This is a genomic window from Pseudomonas mosselii, from assembly GCF_005796105.1.
Lineage (GTDB): Bacteria > Pseudomonadota > Gammaproteobacteria > Pseudomonadales > Pseudomonadaceae > Aquipseudomonas > Aquipseudomonas mosselii_C.
On sequence record NZ_VAUO01000012.1, the window covers coordinates 74,949 to 94,091 of the forward strand.

The window sequence follows — 19,143 nt, forward strand, 5'->3', positions numbered from 1 at the left end:
ACGTATGCGTAGTACTTTGCGCCGCTTCACGCCGCTCTCGACACTGCTGTGCCTGGCCTTGGCGCCTGATGCCCAGGCGGCCACGCAACGCTGCGCCGGGTTCGACCAACTGCCGTCGGTGATCGAGATCGACCAAGGCCTGCAACAGGAGCTGCGGCTACCGGTGGCCATCACGCGGGCGGCGGTCGGTGAACCGAAGGTCGCCGATGTTCAGCCCAGTGGCGAGCGGGCGGTGTTGCTGACGGCCGTGGGGCAGGGCAGCACCAGCCTGATGTTGTGGAGCGCCTGTAGCGCGGCGCCGCACCGGGCCATGTTGTTCGTCAAGGGCCGGGCCAGCGCCGACATGGCCGAAGCCATGCCACTGGCGGGCGCTCAGGCCGAGCTGCCGACCCAGGTCCAGGCCGATATCCGCTTCGTCGAAGTGCGCCGCAGCCAATACAAGGAAGCCGGTGCGCGGCTGTTCTTCAAGGGCTCCAACAGCCTGATCGGCTCGCCCGGAACGGTGCCTGGGGCCACCGCACGGCCTAACGTGACACCTGGGGTCGCGCTGAATGACGAGGTGTTCAATATCGTCCTTGGCGGCAATAACGGACGCTTCCTGGCGATGATCAACGCGTTGGAGAACAGCGGTTTCGCCTACACCCTCGCGCGCCCCAGCCTGACCGTGCTCAGTGGCCTGACCGCCAGTTTCCTGGCCGGCGGCGAGGTGCCGATCCCGGTGCCGAGCAGTGGCAGCGACAACGTGTCGATCGAGTACAAGGAGTTCGGCGTGCGTCTGGCGTTGACCCCCACAGTCGTCAGTCGTGACCGCATCACCCTCAAGGTGGCGCCGGAGGTCAGTGAGCTGGACTTCAGCAACGCCGTGACCATCGCCGGTACCCGAGTGCCAGCGCTGAGCGTACGGCGCACCGACACCAGCATCTCGCTGGCCGATGGCGAAAGTTTCATCATCAGCGGGCTGATCAGCAGCAACGTGCGTTCGAACGTGGACAAGCTGCCAGGGCTGGGCAATTTGCCGATCATTGGCGCGCTGTTCCGCCAGTCGACCCTCAACCGCGAGGAGACCGAGCTGCTGATGATCGTCACCCCGCACCTGGTTCAGCCGCTGGCAGCCAATGCCCGGCTGCCAGCGTTGCCGGGCGAGGCACTGCGTACCTACGACCCCAGCTGGGGGCAACTGTTCTTTATGGAAAACGGCCACTTTGAAAGCCGTGACGGGTTGTCCCAATGAACGAACAGCACAACCACACCTACCTGGCCCTGACCCGCAACGAGGACGACCTGCTCTGGCTACAGGGTGCCCTGGCGCCGTTGGGGCAGGTGATCGGTGCCAGCGGTGGCAGCCTCGACGAGTTGCTGGCGTTGGTCGATGTGACCTTCAGCAACCTGGTGTTCATCGGCCTGGATCGCGAGCAACTGGTGGCCCAATGCGCGCTGATCGAAGGCATGCTGGAGGCCAAGCCGATGCTGGCCGTCGTGGCCCTGGGCGATGGCATGGACAATCAGCTGGTGCTCCACGCCATGCGCGCGGGGGCGCGGGATTTTGTCGCCTACGGCTCGCGCGCCAGCGAAGTGGCTGGACTGGTGCGACGCCTGGGCAAGCGCTTGCCGACGGTGACCAACAACCCGAGTCTGGGTGGCCTTACCGTGGTGTTCGGCGCCCAGCGCAGCGCTGACGGCGCGCTGCTCACCACGCACCTGGCGCGGGTGGTGCAGGAGAGCGGCCAGCAAACCCTGCTGCTGGACATGGGCCTGCCACGCGGCGACAGCCTGGCGCTGTTGGGGCTGGAGGCCTCGTTTCATTTCGGCGATGCGCTGCGCCATTTGCGCAGACTCGATACCACCCTGATCGACAGCGCCTTCGCACGCGACAAGGGCGGGCTGCGCATCCTCGCCTACGCCAGTGACGACGAGCCCCTGAGGAAAACCAGCCCGGCCGAGCTGTACATGCTGCTCAGTGCCTTACGCCAGCACTTCCAGCATATCGTGGTCAATCTCACCGGGCAGATGGACAGCGAGGCTGTACGCACCATCACCAGCCATTGCGACAAGCTGATCGTTTACACCGACCAGAACATCCTGGATTGCCGGCGTAACCTGGAAGTGCTCGAACAATGGCGTGACCGTGGCATCAAGCTCGATCATGCAAGCCTGTTGGTCGATCGTTTCATGCGCAACGTGGCCCCGGATGCCGAGGCCTTGGCCAAGCGCTATGGTTTGCCGCTGCTGCGCATCATGCCCTACAGCCCCGAGCTGCGCCTGAACGCCAAGAACCAGGGCCTGAGCCTGTTCGAACTGGCCCCACGCGAAGCGCTCACCCAAGCGCTACGCAGCCTTGGCGAGCGCCTGGCGCGGCGTTCGGAAAACCTCGCCACGCCCAGCTACACCTGGCTGCGCCGACTGTGGGGGAGCCGATGAGCCAGGACCAGCCATTTGGCGGCACGCGTCATGCGGGCAATGATCCGCAGGTGCTCAAGCGGGCTTTGCACCGGCACGTGATCGATGCGATCGAGGACAGTGGCCGTAACCTGCTCGAAGGGGCGCGCCCGGCTTTGGCGCAGTTCGTGTTGGAGCAGGTGGGCGACTACGTGGCGCGTCTGCGCCTGGCCCTGTCGCGCTATGAAATGGAGCGCCTTGGCGAGGAAATCGTCGACGAACTGACCGGCTATGGGCCGTTGGAGGTGCTGCTGCGCGATGCGAGCGTGACCGAAATTCTGGTCAACGGCCCGTATCGGGTGTTCGTCGAGCGCGCCGGGTTGTTGCAGCGCACCGACCTGCGCTTCATCGACGCTCACCACGTAGAGCGGGTCATGCAGCGCATTCTGGCGCCGTTGGGGCGGCGCCTGGACGAGTCCTCGCCGATGGTCGATGCGCGTATGCCTGACGGCAGCCGGGTCAATGCGATCATCCCGCCGGTGGCACTCGATGGGCCCTGCCTGTCGATCCGCAAGTTCCGCCAGGACATGCTCAAGAGCGCCGACCTGCTGGCGACTCGGGCCATCGACCAAGCCATCTTCGACTTCCTCGAACGTGCCGTGGGGCGGCGCTGCAACATCCTGGTCAGCGGCGGCACCGGCACCGGCAAGACCACCTTGCTGAACATCCTCAGCCAGATGATCGCGGCTCAGGAGCGTCTGGTGACTATCGAGGACGTGGCTGAGTTGCAGTTGAACCATCCGCATGTGGTGCGCCTGGAGACCCGTCCGCCGAATGCCGAGGGTCACGGCGAGATCAAGGCCAGCGAACTGATCCGCAATGCCCTGCGCATGCGCCCGGACCGGATCATCCTGGGCGAAATCCGAGGCGCCGAGGTGGTCGATGTGCTGACCGCGATGAACACCGGCCACGATGGTTCGATGAGCACAGTGCACGCCAACAGCGCCCAGGATGCCCTGTTGCGCCTGGAGACGCTGGTTGGCCTGACTGGCCGGCAAGTCGCTGAAAAGACCTTGCGGCAGATGATCTGCGCGGCGCTGGATGTGGTGATTCAACTGACTCGCCTGGCTGACGGTCGGCGCTGTGTCAGTGAAATCCTCGAAGTGGTCGGGGTGCGTGACGATGTCTACGTGACCCATGTGCTGTTTCGCCTCGACCGCCACGGCGGCGACGGCTTCCTGCGCGAGGCACCGCAGCCGGTCGGGGATAAGCTGCGCCATGAGGGCCTGCGCTGATGGGGCCGTTGCTGCTGGCACTGTCGCCACTGCTGTTGGGGGTGGCGCTGCTGTTGCTGCGCCTGGCCCGGCAAAAACGCGGCGAGGAGCGCATCCTGGAGCGCTTGGGACGGGCCTACCAGGTGGTGCGCTCGCGTGCGGTGCAGCACGACTGGCTCGACCCGCTTTTGCAGCGCGCGGGCTTGGCACAGGGCGCGTTCAGCTTGCGCACCTGGTTGCTCGCCTGGCTCGCGACGGTGGTGCTGACGGGATTGTTGGCGGGCACCGGGGCGGCGGTGCTGGCGCTGCTCGGATTGCCGTTACTGGGGTATTTCGCTCTGCGCTGGCAGTGCCAGCGTCGGTTGCGCCAGATCATCGAGCAATTGCCTGGCCTGCTGGACTATAGCGTGCGCAGCCTCAAGGCCGGGCGTACCCTGAACGACGCGGTGCTTGGCGCGATCGAGGCCACTCGCGAGCCGTTGCGCTCGACCCTGCAGCGCGTGCAGCGCAACGTGCAACTCGGCGTGCCGTTGCACGATGCCGTCAATGAGTGGGCTGAACTGTACCGTGCGGACGAGTTGCGCCTGCTGGCGCTGGGCCTGCGTATCAATCAGCGACATGGCGGCAACGCCAGCGAACTGATGGAGAGCTTGATCAAGTTGATCCGCGAGCGTGAGCAGGGCGGGCGTCAGCTGCGCGCGATGACCGGTGAAACGCGGATTACCGCGTGGATACTGGGGGCCTTGCCCTTGGGGATGGTGGGCTATTTCCTGATGGCCAATCCAGGTTACCTGCTGGCCATGTGGCAAGACCCCAGCGGGCAGCGCATGCTGCTGCTGGCTTTCGCTTTGCAGGCCATGGGTTGCCTGGTGCTGTGGCGCATGATGAGGAGCCTGTGAGCATGGCCTGGTTGGTGTGCGCCTTGTGTCTGCTTGCCGGGTTCGCCCTGTTGGCCTGGCAGAGCGCCCGGCAGTGGCGCGCCCAGCAACGCGTGGCGCGGCGCCTGCAAGGGCAGCTGGGGCGCGAAGAGCGCCTGGGCGACTGGTTGCTGTGGCTGGGCAACAGCGCGCTGGGCCAGCGCCTGCAACGGCTCGATGGCGAGACCCAAGCGCTGCTCGATCGCGTTGGCTGGCGACTTACCCGCCAGCGTGCGTTGTTCGCGGCGCTGCAACTGGGCTTGCCGCTGCTGGCCGGTGGGGCGGCGTGGCTGATGGCTCACGGCCTGTCGGGGGCGCGCGGCAGCAGTTGGGGCGTCTTGGTGCTGTGTGCACTGGGCGCCGGTTATCTGCTGCCCAAGCGCCTGCTAGCGGCGGCTGCGGCGCGGCGCCAGCGCCAGATTGCCAGTGAAGTGAGCATGTTGATCCCGTTGCTGCGCATCCTGTTCGAGACCGGGCTTGCGGTGGAGCAGGCGTTGCGGGTGTTGGCCCACGAGGGGCGCACGCTGTTGCCGCAGGTCAGCAGCGAACTACGCCTGGTGCTGCAACGGGTGGATTCGGGGTTGGCCTTGGGGCCGGCGTTGGATAAGGCTGCGCGCCTGCTGGCAGTGGAGGAGTTCACTGACACCTGTGTGATCCTCCAGCAACTGTTGACCCAGGGCAGTGGTTCGATGAAGTCGTTGCAGGCACTCAAAGCGCTGCTCGATGACCGGCGCCTGACCGGGTTGCAGGAGCGTGTGTCGAAGATGTCGGCAAAAATGTCGGCGGTGATGATGCTGTTCCTGTTCCCGGCCTTGCTCATCGTTCTGGCCGGGCCTGGGTTTTCCGCGCTGGCGCGGGCTTTGGGATCCTGAAGGAGGGCACGATGCGAGCGATCATGGTACTCACTGGCTTGCTGCTGAGCGGCTGCGCCGGTCAACAGTCCACTGTTCTGGGGGCAATGTTCGGTGGCGACAGCTGCGCCAAGCCGGATGCGAACCAGCAGATGAGCTTGGACATGGCTGACCAGCTGATTGCCGAGGGGCGCCCCCATGCGGGGCTGGCGCACCTTGAGCAACTGCCCGATGGCCTCGATCAGGTGCGCCTGCGAAAGGCCAAGGTGCTGCGCCTGCTCGGGCGCAGTCAGGCCGAGCCGCTGTACCGCAGCCTGCTGGGTGGTTGCCTGGCGGCTGAAGGCGAGCATGGCCTGGGGCAACTGGCATCGGCACGGGGCGATGAGGTACAGGCGCTGAGCCACCTGCAACGCGCCGTGCGTCTGGCACCCACCAACGAGAAGGTGCGCAATGACCTGGGCGTGGTGCAGATGAACCTGGGGCACGCCGAACAGGCGCGGTTCGAGTTTCTCACGGCCATCGAACTCAAGGACGACAACCCGCTGCCGGCGATCAACCTGGTGGCTTTGGCGCTGGTCCAGGACAACTGGGCCCAGGCCGAGGATCTGGTCAAGCGCCTGCACCTGGCACCAGCGCAGTTCGCCCAGGCTCAGGCCCGTGCGCAGCAGCTCAAGGCCGGCGGACGTGGCCCGCTGGCCGCCGCCACGCAGGCCACGGCGGTAGTCAACTGATCGGGAGGTGAACATGCTCAAGTACGCGACGTTACTGGCCTGTCTGGCCTTGCCTGCGCTCGCGATGGCCGAAGACGCCACCCACCCGGTACGCCCCGAGCGCGAGACGCAGACTTGGCTGACGCTCCAGGCCAGCAATCGCGAAGCATCGAAGGTGCCGCAGGTACAGACTGAAAAGGAGCGTGACCAGGCGATGCAGCGTTGGTTGGACAGCTACAAGTACGCGATTCCCGATTTCTACCGTTGGAGCAAGATCAACTCATCGAACAACTGAGTGGGGCCGTTGTGCAAGCCACCCAGCGCCGCGCCCAATACACACGCAGAATCTGGCGCTGAGGCCGATGCCGTGGCTCGGGGGGCGGCGTGTTTAGTGGGTGGTGAAGCGCTGATGTATCGGCGAGGCGCCTGGCGACAACGCCAGCGCCAGCTGCGTGCGGTTATGCATGTGGGTCAGGCGCAGTACCTGTGAGACGTAAAGCTTGACCGTGTTTTCGGTGATGCCCAGCTCACAGGCGATCTGATAATTGGTCTTGCCCTTGCTCACCAGCTTGGCCACCTCCAATTGACGTGGCGACAGTTTTTCGAACGCAGCCGGCAGCTCTGGATCACTCTCGTCATGGTCGCCTGCACGGCGGTGCACGCCTTGGCCGCGGGCTTTTTCGAGGTCTTGGTAGAGTTCCTCGATCGAGTCGGCAAGCTCCTGCAAGCGCTGGTTGAGGCTACCCAGCTCGCGGAAGTTACGTCGCCGCTCGAGCAAAGCCTGTTCCTGGCGGCGCAGCCCTTCGAGCAGTTCGTCCAAGTCCATGGGCTTCTGGTAATAGTCGGCAAAGCCTTCGCGCAGGGCTCGGATCACGTCCTGTTTGTCGGCGCGTCCGGTGAGCATGATGGCTTCGAACATTCGCTGGTTGCCGGCGATCTGCTTGAGCGCCCGCACCAGCTCGATACCATCGCGCTCGGGCATATGCAGGTCGCACAGCACCAGGCCAATTGCGTCGTCGCCTCGGTAGCGCTCGATCGCCTGCTCGCTGGAGTTGGCCGGGACACAGCGATACCCCTGGCTTTCGAGAAACTCGCATAACTCCTCGACGATCAAAGGTTGATCATCGACTACCAGCACTTTTACCTCACTGACCGGCTTGTTCACATTCAACTCCCTGTTGTATCGGCCCTGCTCCCGGACCAGTCTCTCTGGCAGCAAGAAAGCTAGTCGCGCTTTACGGTTCTGTCATGGCAGGTTGCCTGCATTCTGCTGTACGGTAGTTTTATTGGATCCAGACGGCAGTCAGCAGAAAGCCTGCCAAGACGTAGGGGGCGAATGGCTGTTTGTCACCCACCTCTTCGGCAAGCTTTTGCAGGCGTTTTTTCAGCTTGGGATTGAGCAGCGTCCACAGGCGGCGGCGGCCCAGCAGCCACGCCACAACGGTGATGCCGGCGCCGATGAAGGTGCCTAGCACGTACTGCGGGCTGGTGGACAGGGCCAGTGCGCCCATCAGCTTGACGTCACCGGCCCCGAAGCGACCGAGCATGTAGCCGGGCAGGGTGAGCAGCATGACGATGGCCAAGGCCCAGCCAGCATCGCTGGCATCGGCCCCGATCCAGCTATGACCGGTGGCGAACAGCCAGACCAGCGCGCAGGACGCTACACCCAGGGTGAGGGCGTTGGAGATCTGCCGTTCACGGACATCTTGTTCGGTGCACAAGGCAAGCCACATCAGGAGAACAATGCTTTGCATTGGCTAATCGCCATCCCTATTCGTTGAACGGTTCTATGCTCTCAGACAAGTCTTACTGTCAGGGTAGACGCGAACATGCAGGCAAGCCCAGTTCGGAAGCAAAAAGGCGCGGCAGCCATCGAGTTTGTCGCGGTATTCATGGTGTTTTTCGCGGTGTTCTATGGACTGGTCAGCTACGCCTTGCCGATGTTGATGCTGCAAGCGTTCAACCAGGCCAGCAGCGAGGCGGTGCGCCGCTGCGTGGCAGTTGACCCGACCAGTGCCACCTATGCCCAGGATGTGCAGGGCCTGGCGCGCCAGGTGATCGGCCAGCAACTGGCCTGGATGCCGAGCGCGCTGGGCTTCAGCGTGAGCAGCGATACCCGGGTGACGATAGGGGCCGACAAGCTGTTAACCGTGGCCATCGACTACCCTCGCGAGCGCCTTGAGCGCGTGGTGCCGGTGCTGGTGCTGCCGGTGATCGGCTCTGTGCCGAAACTGCCTGAACGCCTGCAAGCCCAAGCGAGCCTGCAACTGTGAGCGGCGGCCTTTTCGACCGCTGGCGCGCGGCCCCTGCGCCTATCGAGCCAGCCCAGCCGCCCGCGCCGGTCGGCCTGCAAGTGTGGCTCGACGATCAGGGCCGGGTGCTACGCCTGGGCGGCCCGCTGCGCACCTTGCTGGCCTTGCCCACGCAGCCGAGCGCGCGCGTGCACGATTATCTGCTACCGCACAGCTGGCTGGTGCTCGAAGGCGAGCCTGCCGACTGGCAGGGCCAGGCGCTGGACCTGGATTTTCAGACCGTGGTCGGGCATGCCTTGACCACCCGTGGCTGGTTGCAGCGCCAGGCCGAAGGGTGGCTGTTGCAATTGTTCGATGTCGGCGATCTGCTGCGCGAGCAACGCTGGGACCGCCAGCGACCGTTGTTCAGTGAAATCGGCCACGCCCTACGTGAGTGCGGTGCCGAACGCCTGGAGCAGACCGCCTGCGAGCAGTTGCAACTATTGGCCGAGCACTGGCAGGCCCGAGCGTTGCGCCTGATGCTGCGTGATCCCGGTGGCTGGCGCCACTATGCCGACAGTGATCGATACTGGCCCTGGCCCGATGACAGCCGTTTGCAGGCTTGGTTGCAACGCCTACCGGCCGCCGTACCGCAACAAATCCGCGACGAACCCGAGTTACAGGCGCTGTGCGGTGGCGTTGCGCTGTATGTGGTGCCTTATCGCCAAGGCCGGGATGCCGAGGCCTGGTTGCTGTGCGCGGCGCCAGCCCAGGCGCCGCCGGCTGACATGGCCCTGGCCTTGGCGCGGACCTTGATCGAGCCGCTTCTGGCTCGCCACCGCCACCAGCAGTTACGTCGTCAGGCGGGGCAACTGGATGACCTCCAGCAACAATTGGGCGCTGGCTGGTGGGAGTGGCCGGAAGGGGCCGACTTGCAACTGGACCCGGCCGTCGCCGCGTCGTTCGAGCTGCCCCAGCAAATGAGCCAGGCGCAGTGGCTGGCGCAGGTGCATCCGGCTGACCGCGAGGCGGCGCAACTGGCTCTGGCGCAGGCCCATGAAGGCCAGGGGTTGAACATCGGCCTGCGCCTGGCGCACGCGTCGCCGCGCTGGCTGCATTGGGCCGGACAGCGCCAAGGCACTCGCCTGCGCGGTTTTCTGCTCGACATCAGCGCGCTCAAGCAGCAAGAGCAGCATGCCGCTGCGGCCCAGGCGCGACTGGAGAACCTGATCGCCAGTTCGCCTGCAGTGATCTATGTGCAGCGTTACGCCGAAGGCGCGCTGTATGGGGATTTTTTCAGCGCAAGCCTGGCGCCGTTGCTGGGTTGGAGCACCGACAGCGAGCAGGCGCGCCAGCCGGGTCTGGCGGTGCACCCGGACGACCGCTCGCTGTGGCTGGAGCGCACCCGCAGCCTGCTGCACGATGGCCACGTCCGCTGTCGTTACCGGTTGCGCGATGCCCGTGGCAGTTATCACTGGATGCTCGACGAGGCGCGCTTGTTGCGTGACGATCTGGGCCAGCCGCGCGAAGTGGTTGGCTTGTGGCTGGATGTCACGGAGGCGGCGGATGCGGCCGAACGTATGCGCCAGAGCGAGGAGCGTTATCGGGTGCTGGTGGAAGACTCCCCCGCGATGATCTGCCGCTATCGCCCTGACCTGACCCTGGTGTTCGCCAACCGGCCTTTGGCTGAGTACCTGCAATGCCCGGTGTCGCAACTGGTGGGCGCCGACCTTGGGCAATGGCTGTCAACCAGCCAGCGCGAGGCCTTCGTGCAACGCTTGCAGGGGCTGACCCCGGCGCAGCCGGTCAGCAGTGCGGAAATCTGCCTGCAATTACCCGGGCGTGAGCACGCCTGGTGGATCTGGGCTGACCGTGGCCTGTTCGATGAGCAAGGCCAGCTGCTGGAGATCCAGGCCGTGGGCCGCGACAACACCGAGGTGCGCCGCAGCCAGCAGCAATTGCTCCAGAGCGCCAAGATGGCCACCTTGGGCGAGTTGGCAACAGGCTTGGTGCACGAGATCAACCAGCCGCTCAATGTCATGCGCATGGCCGTGAGCAATGCCCTCACCCGACTGGACCAGGGCAGTGCCGACCCCGCGTGGCTGGTGCAGAAGCTACAGCGTATCGAGGCTCAGGTGGCCCGTGCCGAGCGCCTGGTCGAGCATATGCGGGTGTACGGTCGCCGCTCCATGCACGAGCGCCAGTGCTTTGCCGCCTGGGACGCGGTGGAGGGCGCTCGGGCGCTGCTGGAGGAAAACCTGCACGGTAAGGGCGTGAACCTGTACCTGGAGGTGCCGCCCGAGCAGGGGCTGGTGTTCGGCCACCCAGACCAACTGGAGCAGGTGCTGATCAACCTGTTGGTCAATGCCCGCGATGCGCTGCTCGAACAACGGCCTGCGCAGCCGTGGATCCGTGTGCGTCAGGCCCTGGATGGAGCGTGTGTGCGCCTGCTGGTGGACGACAACGCAGGCGGTATCGCCGCCGACCTGCACGCGCGTATCTTCGAGCCGTTCTTCACCACCAAACCGGCGGGTGTCGGCACGGGCCTGGGGTTGTCGGTGAGCCATGGCATCGTCAGTCAAATGGCCGGCTGCCTGAGCGTGGCCAATGGCGAGCAGGGCGCGTGTTTCTGCGTGGAGTTGCCGCTTCACAGCACCAGTTGAGCGTGGCCGCTGCTGCAACTGAGGTTGGCCCCGACCTGGCCGGTGGCCAAGTCGACCCCCAGCCCCTTGAGCAGGCTGTTGACCACAGGGTCGAGCAGCGGGCCGAGCAGGTTGCGGATCAGCGGGTCGATGAGCGCACGCACGCCATCGAGCAGGCCTGCGGTCACATTCATCACCAGGCCCAGGCCGTTGTTGGTGGTCGGGCGATAGGCCTCCAGGTGAATGCCGGCCAAAGTGTCGGCCAGGCTCGTGACGACTTGCGACTGGTCGGTATCCAGGTTCTGGTAGGCCGGTGCCAGGCCAATGTTGGGTGGGTTGTTGAACACCAGCGGTTTTTCCGCTGGGCTACTGGCCAGGACCTTGGTATTTACCCGCAGGCCGAGGCCGCCGCCCACGCCAGGCACGCGGGTGCCGCAGGAGGGCGGCAGGATCAGCAAGCCGCTGCACACATTGGTGCCGATATCGATCAGCCGCAGCGCCTGGACGGGCGTGCTGGCGCTACCGTCGGTGAGGAACTTGCTTGCATTGGCGCCGAAACTGCCGACCGAAATCGCTGCTGCCGAGCGCTGGGTGACGGTGGTCAGGGTCTTTGGCGAGCAGCTGTAGGCATCGGGCGGCATCGGGCGCAGGCGGCTGGTCGCCTCGGCGACTTCCAGGCCAATGTCGATGTGGGTCACCTCATCAAGCAATTTGATATCGCTGACCTTGCACGGCACGCCCAAGGCGCAGGTGAGCGACTGCACCGTGCCCATCAGGTTCAGGCCGAGCACGTTGTTGAGTACGTTGGTCAGTGGCGCTGCCAGGTCGAGCACGGCGTTGGTAAGCCCTGCGACGCCAGTGAGCCGTGGCAGGTCAAGGGAGATCAACGCACGTATCTGTGCGGTATGTACGCGAAGATCGTCGGTCCGTGGATCGCCCACCGCCGAGATCTGTTGGGGTTCGATTACTCGCAGTTGCACCTTGCCTTTGGCCAGCCCCAGCAGGTTGATCGGCAGATCGACACTGGCGCCATGTTCCTTGGCCGCCAGCTGTATCACCCCTTGCACCAATTGCAGCAGTTGCAGGTTGGTATTCAGGCCCGATTGCACGGCGCCGGTTTGCACATCCAGCAGGTCGCCTAGTTGCAGGTTATCGATAGCGGGCAATTGCGCGCCGATCTTCGCCAGGTTGGTGAGCACGTCGGCCGTCGCACCGCCTCGCTGGAGCACCTTGGCGGCTGCCTGCAAAAGCTTGCCGGCACTGGTTTCGAAGGCCAGCGCTTGTCGGTAGTTGCCTGCACTCAGATTCAGGTCGAGCGCCAGTTGGTTGAGGTAATCGAGCAGGTTCAGTTGGGTATTGGCGATGCCTTGCCAGCCGAGCAGGTCCAGTTGCAGGTTGCCGCCCAGTGCATTGACCAAGCCGCTCAGCGGTGGGCCTTGGCTTGAGCTGACCGTTGCCAGGGTCGTGCGCAGGCTCAGCATCGCCTGCGGCGGCAGGGGCTTGGCCGCTACCGCACGGGCATGCAGGGTGGTCGTGCGGGCAAAGTTGCCCTCGACCAGGGTGAACAGGCCGCCGGCCACGCTGGTGGTGACGGTGTTGCTGACCTCGACGCGAATCGCTTCGGGGCGCGTGTTGTCGTTCACGAAGCTGCGCACGCTGCCGACGCCGGTTTGCAGGTAGCCGCAACTGGCGACCAGCGGGTTGCTGGCGGCGTGGCCATTGCGCGTGGCGGCGGTCCGCGCCAAGGCCGTGGCTTGCGGGCTGCTACCGGTGCAGACACCGCCATGCTCGGCGGTTTCCAGGGCCGCCATGTCAGCGACGCGTTGCAGCTTGCGTTGTTCGAGGTAGAGGCGGCCGCCGTCGACGGCCAGCAACATGAACAGTAGGGCCAGGCCCAGGGTCAGCGTAGCCATCAGGCCGATCGCGCCGTGTTGGCGCGCAGCGAAGCGGGGAACCACGGGGCACTCCTTTGCCGGCCTGAGGCCCGGCAGCGCGGCTGCTGTGCAAAGAGTGTAGCCAAGATGATGGCAGGGTGCCTGTGCGCGGGGCGCCTGAAAGCGGTGCGTGCTTTGTGGAGCGGCCTTGTGTCGCGAAAGGGCTGCGAAGCAGCCCCGAGAAATCGGCCTCGCATAGCATTGCCGGGACCGCTTTGCGGTCCTATCGCGACACAAGGCCGCTCCTACACAGGAGCAGCGGTGGGCTTAACGGGGTGGGTAGTTACCCATCACCATCGTCACGGTCTTCTGGATGGCGACGTTGCGCTCCTGCGGGCTGGGCGGATAGTTGTTCATGATCTGTTCGGCACTGCCGCGCCAGACCAGCTTGCCGTCCTTGCCATCGAACAGGTCGACCTGGATGGTCGCCACCTTGTAGTCGACGCTGCGTGTCTCGTTGTACATCGGCCCGCCCCAGTAGCCACCCCAATAACCCCCCCAGGCGCCGCCGTAGTTGGTGGTGACCTGCTGCTGACGCTGCTCGACGATCAGGTACGCGCGCACGTTCACGTCGGCCTTGGCGTTGCCCTGCACCGGGCGCAGGCCGCGTTGGTCGAGCTGGTCGGCGACTGCCTGGCGGATGCGCTGTTCGGTGAGGTCGCTCTTGATTCGCGGATCATCCGGGCGGTACTGCAACCCAGGCTCCTGCCAAGCCCAACTGCGGTAGGCGGCGAAATCGCGGCTGGCATCGAAGTCATGCTGGACGTTGTTACTCGCACAGGCCGCAAGCCACAACACGCAAGACAGTAGAACGAGGCGGCGCAACATGATGGTTCTCCGATCGAGGATCAACTGGGAGGATAGCCGCTCAGCGCTTTGCTCACGGACTCGCGCAGAGCGTTTTCGCGGTCACGCGGCGAGTCCTTGCTGCTGCCGCTTTCGGCGCTGGCACTCCATACCGGCTGGCCATTGCGCGCATCGAACAGCTCGATGCGCACCACCATGACCTCGACCGCGTAGGTGCGCACTACCGGTACGCTGCCGTAGGCGCCGTAGCCATGCCGGTAGCCGCCGAAGCCGACACCGGCAGTGGGGCCGTAGTAGGGGTCGTAATCGTAGTCACGTACCTGGCGCAGGCGCCGTTCCTGGCGAATGTCGGCGCTTACCAGCAAATCGGCCGGTGCGCCGTGTGCGGGGCGTAGGCCGTGCTGGTCGAGGGCGTTGCTGACGGCATCGGCGAGTTGGCCGGGGTCGGTACTGGGCATGCCGGTAGGCGAGCGGCTGTCGCGCCAGGCCCAACTGCGGTAACGACCGTAATCCCGTGCCGGGGCTGGATAGGCGCTGGCGTCGAACGTGCCAGCGGCCTGCGCGGGGGCGGGCGGGATGGGGTTGCCGCTGGCCACGTACGGGTTGCTGCCCTGGCAGGCGGCCAGCGTCAGGGGGAGCAGGACCAGGCACAGCGGACGGTACGGCATGGGGCCTCCTGGTGGTGGCAATCAGTGCGGGCGGCAGATCCAGTGCAGGTAGCGACCCAGTCCGGCGAAGCTTGGGTGGCGGCGGTGCGCCAGCTCCATCTCGAGCAGATCGAGCAGCTCGGCCTTGCTTTGGAATTCCTTGGGCATGTAGTCATGGAATACGCGAATCCCGCTTTCGCTTTCGACCTGCCACAAGGCTTCAAGTTGCGCCTTGAGTTCACGCGGATCAAGTGGTTTCTGCGGGGTCAGGCTCTGCTTTTCGCCGGCCAGCCGATTGCTGCGCAGTTTGCGGAAATGCCCCTTTAGCAGGTTGCGGTAGACCAGTGCATCGCGGTTGTAGAAGGCCAGCGACAGCCAGCCGCCGGGGGCCGTCAGTTGGTGTAGCACCGGCAGGATGCTCTCGGGTTCGGCCAGCCATTCGAGCACGGCGTGGCATAGCACCAGGTCATAGGGTTCGGTGAGCTGGCCGAGCAGGTCTTGCCAGGGGGCCTGGATGAAGGTGGCCTGTTGGCCGGCTTCGGCAAAGCGCGCTCGGGCACCTTCGAGCATCGGCGCTGCGGGTTCTGCCAGGGTCAGTTGGTGGCCGCGCTGGGCCAGCCACAGGGCCATGTGGCCGAGCCCTGCGCCGATGTCGAGTATGCGCAGCGGGCGGTCGGGCAGCGTTTCGGCCAGGTCCGCTTGCAGCACCGCCAAGCGGATCGCGCCCTTGGCGCCACCGTAGATCTTCTCGGCGAAGCGGGTGGCCAGCTCATCGAAATGACGGTCGTTCATTTGGCGAAACGCCTCTCGCTGTCGGCCAGTTTGGCCCGCACCACTTCGTTCATGTCCAGGCCCAGTTCGCTGCACAGCAGCAACAGGTACAGGACGATATCGCCGACCTCCTGGCCGGCATGCGCCAACTGCTGGGCGGGTAGTTGGCGCGACTGGTCTTCGCTCAGCCACTGGAAGATCTCAACCAGTTCGGCCATTTCGACGCTGGCGGCCATGGCTAGGTTCTTCGGGCTGTGGAAGGCGCGCCAGTCGTTGTTGTCGCGGATGCGGTGCAGGCGTTCGGTCAGTTCTTGCAGGTTCATCGGGGTCTCCTCATACCGCATAGCTTCCGGTGGGGTCCGATGTAAAGCAAGTGACATCCGTATGTGTCAGAGCGAACGCCAGTTGCCAACCATATGCACGAGCCCGGCATGACCGTCCAGACGCAACTGACCCGTCGCGCCTGCCTCGCTGGCGCCGAGCATCACTTCCGAGGGCAGGCGCACGGGCTTGTTGAACTCAACCTCGAAGCCGTAGCCGGCCTTGGGCAGGTGCCCCTTGAGTGCGGCCAGTGCCATCGCCTTGCTCCACATGCCGTGGGCGATGGCACTGGGGAAACCGAACAGCCGGGCGCTGAGCACGGTCAGGTGGATCGGGTTGTAGTCGCCGCACACCCGTGCGTAACGCCGGCCGATATCGCCATCGGCATACCAGCGCGTGGCTTCGGGCAACGCTTGGGGTAGTGCGTGTGGCTCGACCACGGCATTGGCATCGAGCTTGAGCCCGCGCACCAGCATGCGGCTGGTTTCGCGCCACAGCAGGCCCAGCCCGTCCTCGGCTTCGGTGATCAGGTCGAAGGTGCCGCCTTTGGCGTGGGGTTGCAGGTTTTCGCTGTGCACCGCAAAGCGCAGACCGTCGATGCCGCCGAGTGGACGCAGCACCTCGATGGTGTTGGCCAGGTGCACCAGCCCCAGCAGTGGGAAGGGGAAGTCGTGAGCGGTGAGCAGTTGCAACTGCAAGCCGAAGGCCATGACGTGTGGGTAGGTGCCCGGTAGGCGGCCGTCGTCGGCGAAGTGGCAAAGCCTGCGGTAGGCGCCAAGGTTGGCCTGGTCCACGCGCAGGTAGCAACGCAGACCCTGCTCGGGCAACTGTTCGCCGCTGATCTTGCGTTTACCCAAGGCGCGCCAGTAGAGGCTGGCGCGTGGGGCGGTGGCGTGCAGATCGAGCCAGGTGCGTTTCATGTCATGCCCCCATCAGTGCTTGACCGCAGACCCGAAGTACCTGGCCGTTGACCGCGCCGGAACCCGGTTGGCTAAGCCAGGCGATGGCTTCGGCGACATCCTGTGGCTGCCCGCCCTGGCCCAGCGAACTCAGGCGTCGTCCGGCCTCGCGCAAGCCCATCGGCATGCTGGCGGTCATGTGCGTCTCGATGAAACCCGGCGCCACGGCGTTGATGCTCATGCCACGGCTGACCAACATCGGTGCCCAGCTGTGGGCCAGGCCGATCAGCCCGGCCTTGCTCGCCGCGTAGTTGGTTTGGCCGCGATTACCGGCGATGCCGCTGACCGAGGCCAGTAAGCTGATGCGTGCCCCGTCGTGCAGCTTGTCGGCGTCCAGCAGTGCCTGGGTAAGTGCCTGCGGGGCCTTGAGGTTGACCGCCATGACCGCGTCCCAGTAGTCCGGCGTCATGTTGGCGAGGGTCTTGTCGCGGGTGATTCCGGCATTGTGTACGAGGATGTCCAGCCCGCCCGGCAGTGCCTGTACCAGTTGCGCCGCGGCGTCGGCGGCGCAGATGTCCAGGGCCAGGGCGCTGGCGCCCAGGCGTGCGGACAGCGCGTCCAGGTCGGACTGCGCCTGAGGCACGTCCAGCAAGGTCACTTCGGCGCCGTCACGGGCAAGGGTCTCGGCGATGGCCGCGCCGATCCCGCGGGCTGCTCCAGTGACCAGGGCGTGGCGTCCGGCCAGCGGACGGGTCCAGTCCTGGACCTGATCGGTGCAATCGCCCAGGTGCAAGGTCTGGCCGCTGACGAACGCGCTTTTGGGCGACAGGAAGAAGCGCAGTGCGCCTTCAAGATCGGTGTCGGGAGTGACATACAGCAAGTTGGCGGTGGCGCCGCTACGCAGTTCCTTGCCCAGCGACCGGCTGAAGCCTTCGAGCGCGCGCTGGGTCACGCAGGCCTGGACATCGCTGTTAGGCGGCGCGGCGCGCCCGAGTATCAACACGTGGGCACAGGGCGCCAGGCTGCGCAGCAGCGGTTGGAAGAACGCGCGCAACTGCTGGAGCTGATCGCTGTCGGACAGGTGACTGGCATCGAACACCAGCGCCTTGATCTGAGGCCCCAGGCCTGCGGTCCATGCCGGTAAGGCGAGGCTGTCAGTGTTGAAGCCATAGCATTCGTTGGTCAAGCGTGCGGCGAACGTCTCGACCTGGCGAGCCAGTGGCCCGCCACCGAGCACCAAGGCGCCCTCCACCGGCCGCAGGCGCCCGGCTTGCCAGCGCTCCAGCGGCACTGGGCAGGGCAGGCCGAGAGCATCAAGCAGGCGCCGGCCAAGGTTGGAGGTGGCAAAGCCGAGGTAGCGATCGCTCATGTACGGGGTCTCCCTGAAGGCAAGCATGCAGTGTGGACCATGATTGCGTGCAGGTCGTTCGAACCGGCGAAAAACCGCCTAGGCTTATCGATCAATTTGTTACAGGAGTAACAGGCATGTATCCAACCCGCCGCGTCGCGATCCTGGGAGGCAACCGGATCCCCTTCGCCCGTTCCAATGGCGCCTATGCCAAGGCCAGTAACCAGGCGATGCTCACTGCGGCGCTGGAGGGCCTGGTGGAGCGCTACCACCTGCATGGGCTGCGCTTGGGCGAGGTGGTGGCGGGCGCTGTGCTCAAGCATGCCCGTGACCTGAACCTGACACGCGAGTGTGTGCTCGGCTCGCGGCTATCGCCCCAGACACCGGCCTATGACATCCAGCAAGCCTGTGGCACCGGCCTTGAAGCGGCGCTGCTGGTGGCCAACAAGATCGCCCTCGGGCAGATCGACTGCGCTGTCGCCGGGGGCGTGGACACCACCTCCGATGCGCCGATCGCGATCAGCGAAGGGCTGCGCCAGATCCTGTTGCAAGCCAACCGTGGCAGGACCTTGGGCGAACGGCTGAGGCCATGGCTGAAGTTGCGCCCGCGCCACTTCAAACCTGAGCTGCCGCGCAATGGCGAGCCGCGCACGGGGCTGTCGATGGGCGAGCATTGCGAGCTTATGGCGCAGACCTGGCAGATCGAGCGCGCGGCCCAGGATGAACTGGCGTTGCTCAGCCATCGCAACCTGGCGGCGGCCTACACCGACGGTTGGCATGATGATTTGCTCACCCCCTATCTGGGCCTGACACGCGACAACAACTTGCGTCCAGGGCTGAGCTTCGAGCAATTGGCCAAGCTTGCACCGGTGTTCGAGCGTAGTGGCCAAGGCACGTTGACCGCCGGCAACTCGACGCCGCTCACCGACGGCGCGTCGCTGGTGTTGCTGGGTAGCGAGGGCTGGGCCGAGGCGCAGGGCCTGCGTGTGCTGGCCTACCTGGTAGATGGCGAAGCTGCGGCGGTGGACTTCGTGCATGGCCAGGAGGGGTTGCTGATGGCGCCGGTCTACGCGGTGCCGCGTCTGCTGGCGCGCAATGGCCTCAGCCTGCAGGACTTCGATTTCTATGAAATCCATGAAGCCTTCGCTGCGCAGGTGCTCTGTACGCTGAAGGCTTGGGAGGATCCAGACTATTGCCACACCCGGCTGGGGTTGGCTGCGCCGCTGGGGGCTATCGATCGCAGCAAGCTCAACGTCAAGGGCAGCTCGCTGGCGGCCGGGCACCCCTTCGCCGCCACGGGCGGGCGTATCCTGGCCAATATGGCCAAGTTGCTGGCCGAGCGCGGCAGGGGGCGTGGATTGATTTCGATCTGTGCGGCGGGCGGGCAGGGGGTGACGGCTATCGTCGAGCGCTGA

The 19,143-nt window shown here is 65.3% G+C and carries 19 protein-coding genes; 10 read left to right on the top strand and 9 right to left on the bottom strand.

Features of this window, described 5'->3' with window-relative positions; genetic code table 11:
- The first annotated feature begins 4 nt into the window (after positions 1–4).
- From FEM01_RS20215 to FEM01_RS20245, 7 genes are read left to right on the top strand one after another with little or no spacing between them, the layout of a single operon-like run.
- Entirely contained in the window at positions 5–1,231 is a 1,227-nt protein-coding gene (locus tag FEM01_RS20215) for a type II and III secretion system protein family protein (RefSeq protein ID WP_138221244.1), read from the top strand.
- On the top strand, positions 1,228–2,418 hold the full coding sequence (locus FEM01_RS20220; RefSeq protein ID WP_138221245.1) for a pilus assembly protein: 1,191 nt from the start codon (positions 1,228–1,230) through the stop codon (positions 2,416–2,418). The genes FEM01_RS20215 and FEM01_RS20220 overlap by 4 nt, the downstream gene beginning before the upstream one ends.
- Complete coding sequence (locus FEM01_RS20225) at positions 2,415–3,671, top strand: CpaF family protein (protein WP_138221246.1); 1,257 nt, start codon at positions 2,415–2,417, stop codon at positions 3,669–3,671. The genes FEM01_RS20220 and FEM01_RS20225 overlap by 4 nt, the downstream gene beginning before the upstream one ends.
- Entirely contained in the window at positions 3,668–4,549 is an 882-nt protein-coding gene (locus FEM01_RS20230; RefSeq protein ID WP_138221247.1) for a type II secretion system F family protein, read from the top strand. Before FEM01_RS20225 ends, FEM01_RS20230 begins: the two co-directional genes overlap by 4 nt.
- 2 nt (positions 4,550–4,551) lie before the next feature.
- On the top strand, positions 4,552–5,439 hold the full coding sequence (locus tag FEM01_RS20235; protein ID WP_138221248.1) for a type II secretion system F family protein: 888 nt from the start codon (positions 4,552–4,554) through the stop codon (positions 5,437–5,439).
- A gap of 11 nt (positions 5,440–5,450) precedes the next feature.
- Positions 5,451–6,149 carry a tetratricopeptide repeat protein gene (locus FEM01_RS20240; protein WP_138221249.1) on the top strand — a complete coding sequence of 233 codons (699 nt, stop codon included), beginning with the start codon at positions 5,451–5,453 and terminating at the stop codon, positions 6,147–6,149.
- Between the two features lie 13 nt (positions 6,150–6,162).
- A complete protein-coding gene (locus FEM01_RS20245; RefSeq protein ID WP_138221250.1) occupies positions 6,163–6,423 on the top strand; it encodes a DUF3613 domain-containing protein in 261 nt (86 codons plus the stop codon).
- 93 nt (positions 6,424–6,516) lie between these two features.
- Here FEM01_RS20245 and FEM01_RS20250 read toward each other — a convergent pair whose 3' ends face one another.
- On the bottom strand, positions 6,517–7,293 hold the full coding sequence (locus tag FEM01_RS20250; RefSeq protein ID WP_138221251.1) for a response regulator transcription factor: 777 nt from the start codon (positions 7,291–7,293) through the stop codon (positions 6,517–6,519).
- A gap of 118 nt (positions 7,294–7,411) precedes the next feature.
- Positions 7,412–7,882 carry an A24 family peptidase gene (locus FEM01_RS20255; protein WP_138221252.1) on the bottom strand — a complete coding sequence of 157 codons (471 nt, stop codon included), beginning with the start codon at positions 7,880–7,882 and terminating at the stop codon, positions 7,412–7,414.
- A gap of 75 nt (positions 7,883–7,957) precedes the next feature.
- Between FEM01_RS20255 and FEM01_RS20260 the strand changes: the two genes are divergently transcribed.
- Both FEM01_RS20260 and FEM01_RS20265 read left to right on the top strand, forming a co-directional pair.
- Positions 7,958–8,401: a TadE/TadG family type IV pilus assembly protein gene (locus FEM01_RS20260; RefSeq protein WP_138221253.1), complete on the top strand. Its 444-nt coding sequence runs from the start codon at positions 7,958–7,960 to the stop codon at positions 8,399–8,401.
- Positions 8,398–11,022, top strand: a complete 2,625-nt coding sequence (locus tag FEM01_RS20265) for an ATP-binding protein (RefSeq protein WP_138221254.1) — start codon at positions 8,398–8,400, stop codon at positions 11,020–11,022. The genes FEM01_RS20260 and FEM01_RS20265 overlap by 4 nt, the downstream gene beginning before the upstream one ends.
- On the opposite strand, the gene FEM01_RS20270 is transcribed toward FEM01_RS20265, so the two are convergent.
- The 7 genes from FEM01_RS20270 to FEM01_RS20300 form a co-directional block, all read right to left on the bottom strand.
- Entirely contained in the window at positions 11,007–12,959 is a 1,953-nt protein-coding gene (locus tag FEM01_RS20270; protein WP_240791777.1) for a pilus assembly protein TadG-related protein, read from the bottom strand. The genes FEM01_RS20265 and FEM01_RS20270 overlap by 16 nt on opposite strands.
- Before the next feature lie 243 nt (positions 12,960–13,202).
- Positions 13,203–13,763 carry a DUF4136 domain-containing protein gene (locus FEM01_RS20275; RefSeq protein WP_138221255.1) on the bottom strand — a complete coding sequence of 187 codons (561 nt, stop codon included), beginning with the start codon at positions 13,761–13,763 and terminating at the stop codon, positions 13,203–13,205.
- Between the two features lie 20 nt (positions 13,764–13,783).
- Positions 13,784–14,410 (bottom strand): DUF4136 domain-containing protein, encoded by a 627-nt coding sequence (locus tag FEM01_RS20280; RefSeq protein WP_138221256.1) that lies wholly within the window; start codon positions 14,408–14,410, stop codon positions 13,784–13,786.
- Positions 14,411–14,431: 21 nt separating this feature from the next.
- Positions 14,432–15,181 (bottom strand): methyltransferase, encoded by a 750-nt coding sequence (locus FEM01_RS20285; protein WP_138221257.1) that lies wholly within the window; start codon positions 15,179–15,181, stop codon positions 14,432–14,434.
- Positions 15,178–15,483, bottom strand: a complete 306-nt coding sequence (locus tag FEM01_RS20290; RefSeq protein ID WP_138221258.1) for a MazG-like family protein — start codon at positions 15,481–15,483, stop codon at positions 15,178–15,180. The genes FEM01_RS20285 and FEM01_RS20290 overlap by 4 nt, the downstream gene beginning before the upstream one ends.
- A 66-nt stretch (positions 15,484–15,549) precedes the next feature.
- Complete coding sequence (locus FEM01_RS20295; protein ID WP_138221259.1) at positions 15,550–16,401, bottom strand: MaoC family dehydratase; 852 nt, start codon at positions 16,399–16,401, stop codon at positions 15,550–15,552.
- 1 nt (position 16,402) lies between these two features.
- Positions 16,403–17,749 (bottom strand): 3-oxoacyl-ACP reductase, encoded by a 1,347-nt coding sequence (locus FEM01_RS20300; protein WP_138221260.1) that lies wholly within the window; start codon positions 17,747–17,749, stop codon positions 16,403–16,405.
- Positions 17,750–17,865: 116 nt separating this feature from the next.
- Here FEM01_RS20300 and FEM01_RS20305 point away from each other — a divergent pair, with 116 nt between their 5' ends.
- Positions 17,866–19,143 (top strand): acetyl-CoA C-acetyltransferase, encoded by a 1,278-nt coding sequence (locus FEM01_RS20305; RefSeq protein WP_138221261.1) that lies wholly within the window; start codon positions 17,866–17,868, stop codon positions 19,141–19,143.

Bases quoted from the DNA above. Each gene is read 5' to 3' on its own strand.
- FEM01_RS20215 (WP_138221244.1), top strand. From the start codon at position 5: ATGCGTAGTACTTTGCGCCGCTTCACGCCGCTCTCGACACTGCTGTGC.
- FEM01_RS20220 (WP_138221245.1), top strand. From the start codon at position 1,228: ATGAACGAACAGCACAACCACACCTACCTGGCCCTGACCCGCAACGAG.
- FEM01_RS20225 (WP_138221246.1), top strand. From the start codon at position 2,415: ATGAGCCAGGACCAGCCATTTGGCGGCACGCGTCATGCGGGCAATGAT.
- FEM01_RS20235 (WP_138221248.1), top strand. From the start codon at position 4,552: ATGGCCTGGTTGGTGTGCGCCTTGTGTCTGCTTGCCGGGTTCGCCCTG.
- FEM01_RS20240 (WP_138221249.1), top strand. From the start codon at position 5,451: ATGCGAGCGATCATGGTACTCACTGGCTTGCTGCTGAGCGGCTGCGCC.
- FEM01_RS20245 (WP_138221250.1), top strand. From the start codon at position 6,163: ATGCTCAAGTACGCGACGTTACTGGCCTGTCTGGCCTTGCCTGCGCTC.
- FEM01_RS20255 (WP_138221252.1), bottom strand. From the start codon at position 7,882: ATGCAAAGCATTGTTCTCCTGATGTGGCTTGCCTTGTGCACCGAACAA.
- FEM01_RS20260 (WP_138221253.1), top strand. From the start codon at position 7,958: ATGCAGGCAAGCCCAGTTCGGAAGCAAAAAGGCGCGGCAGCCATCGAG.
- FEM01_RS20275 (WP_138221255.1), bottom strand. From the start codon at position 13,763: ATGTTGCGCCGCCTCGTTCTACTGTCTTGCGTGTTGTGGCTTGCGGCC.
- FEM01_RS20280 (WP_138221256.1), bottom strand. From the start codon at position 14,410: ATGCCGTACCGTCCGCTGTGCCTGGTCCTGCTCCCCCTGACGCTGGCC.
- FEM01_RS20285 (WP_138221257.1), bottom strand. From the start codon at position 15,181: ATGAACGACCGTCATTTCGATGAGCTGGCCACCCGCTTCGCCGAGAAG.
- FEM01_RS20290 (WP_138221258.1), bottom strand. From the start codon at position 15,483: ATGAACCTGCAAGAACTGACCGAACGCCTGCACCGCATCCGCGACAAC.
- FEM01_RS20295 (WP_138221259.1), bottom strand. From the start codon at position 16,401: ATGAAACGCACCTGGCTCGATCTGCACGCCACCGCCCCACGCGCCAGC.
- FEM01_RS20300 (WP_138221260.1), bottom strand. From the start codon at position 17,749: ATGAGCGATCGCTACCTCGGCTTTGCCACCTCCAACCTTGGCCGGCGC.
- FEM01_RS20305 (WP_138221261.1), top strand. From the start codon at position 17,866: ATGTATCCAACCCGCCGCGTCGCGATCCTGGGAGGCAACCGGATCCCC.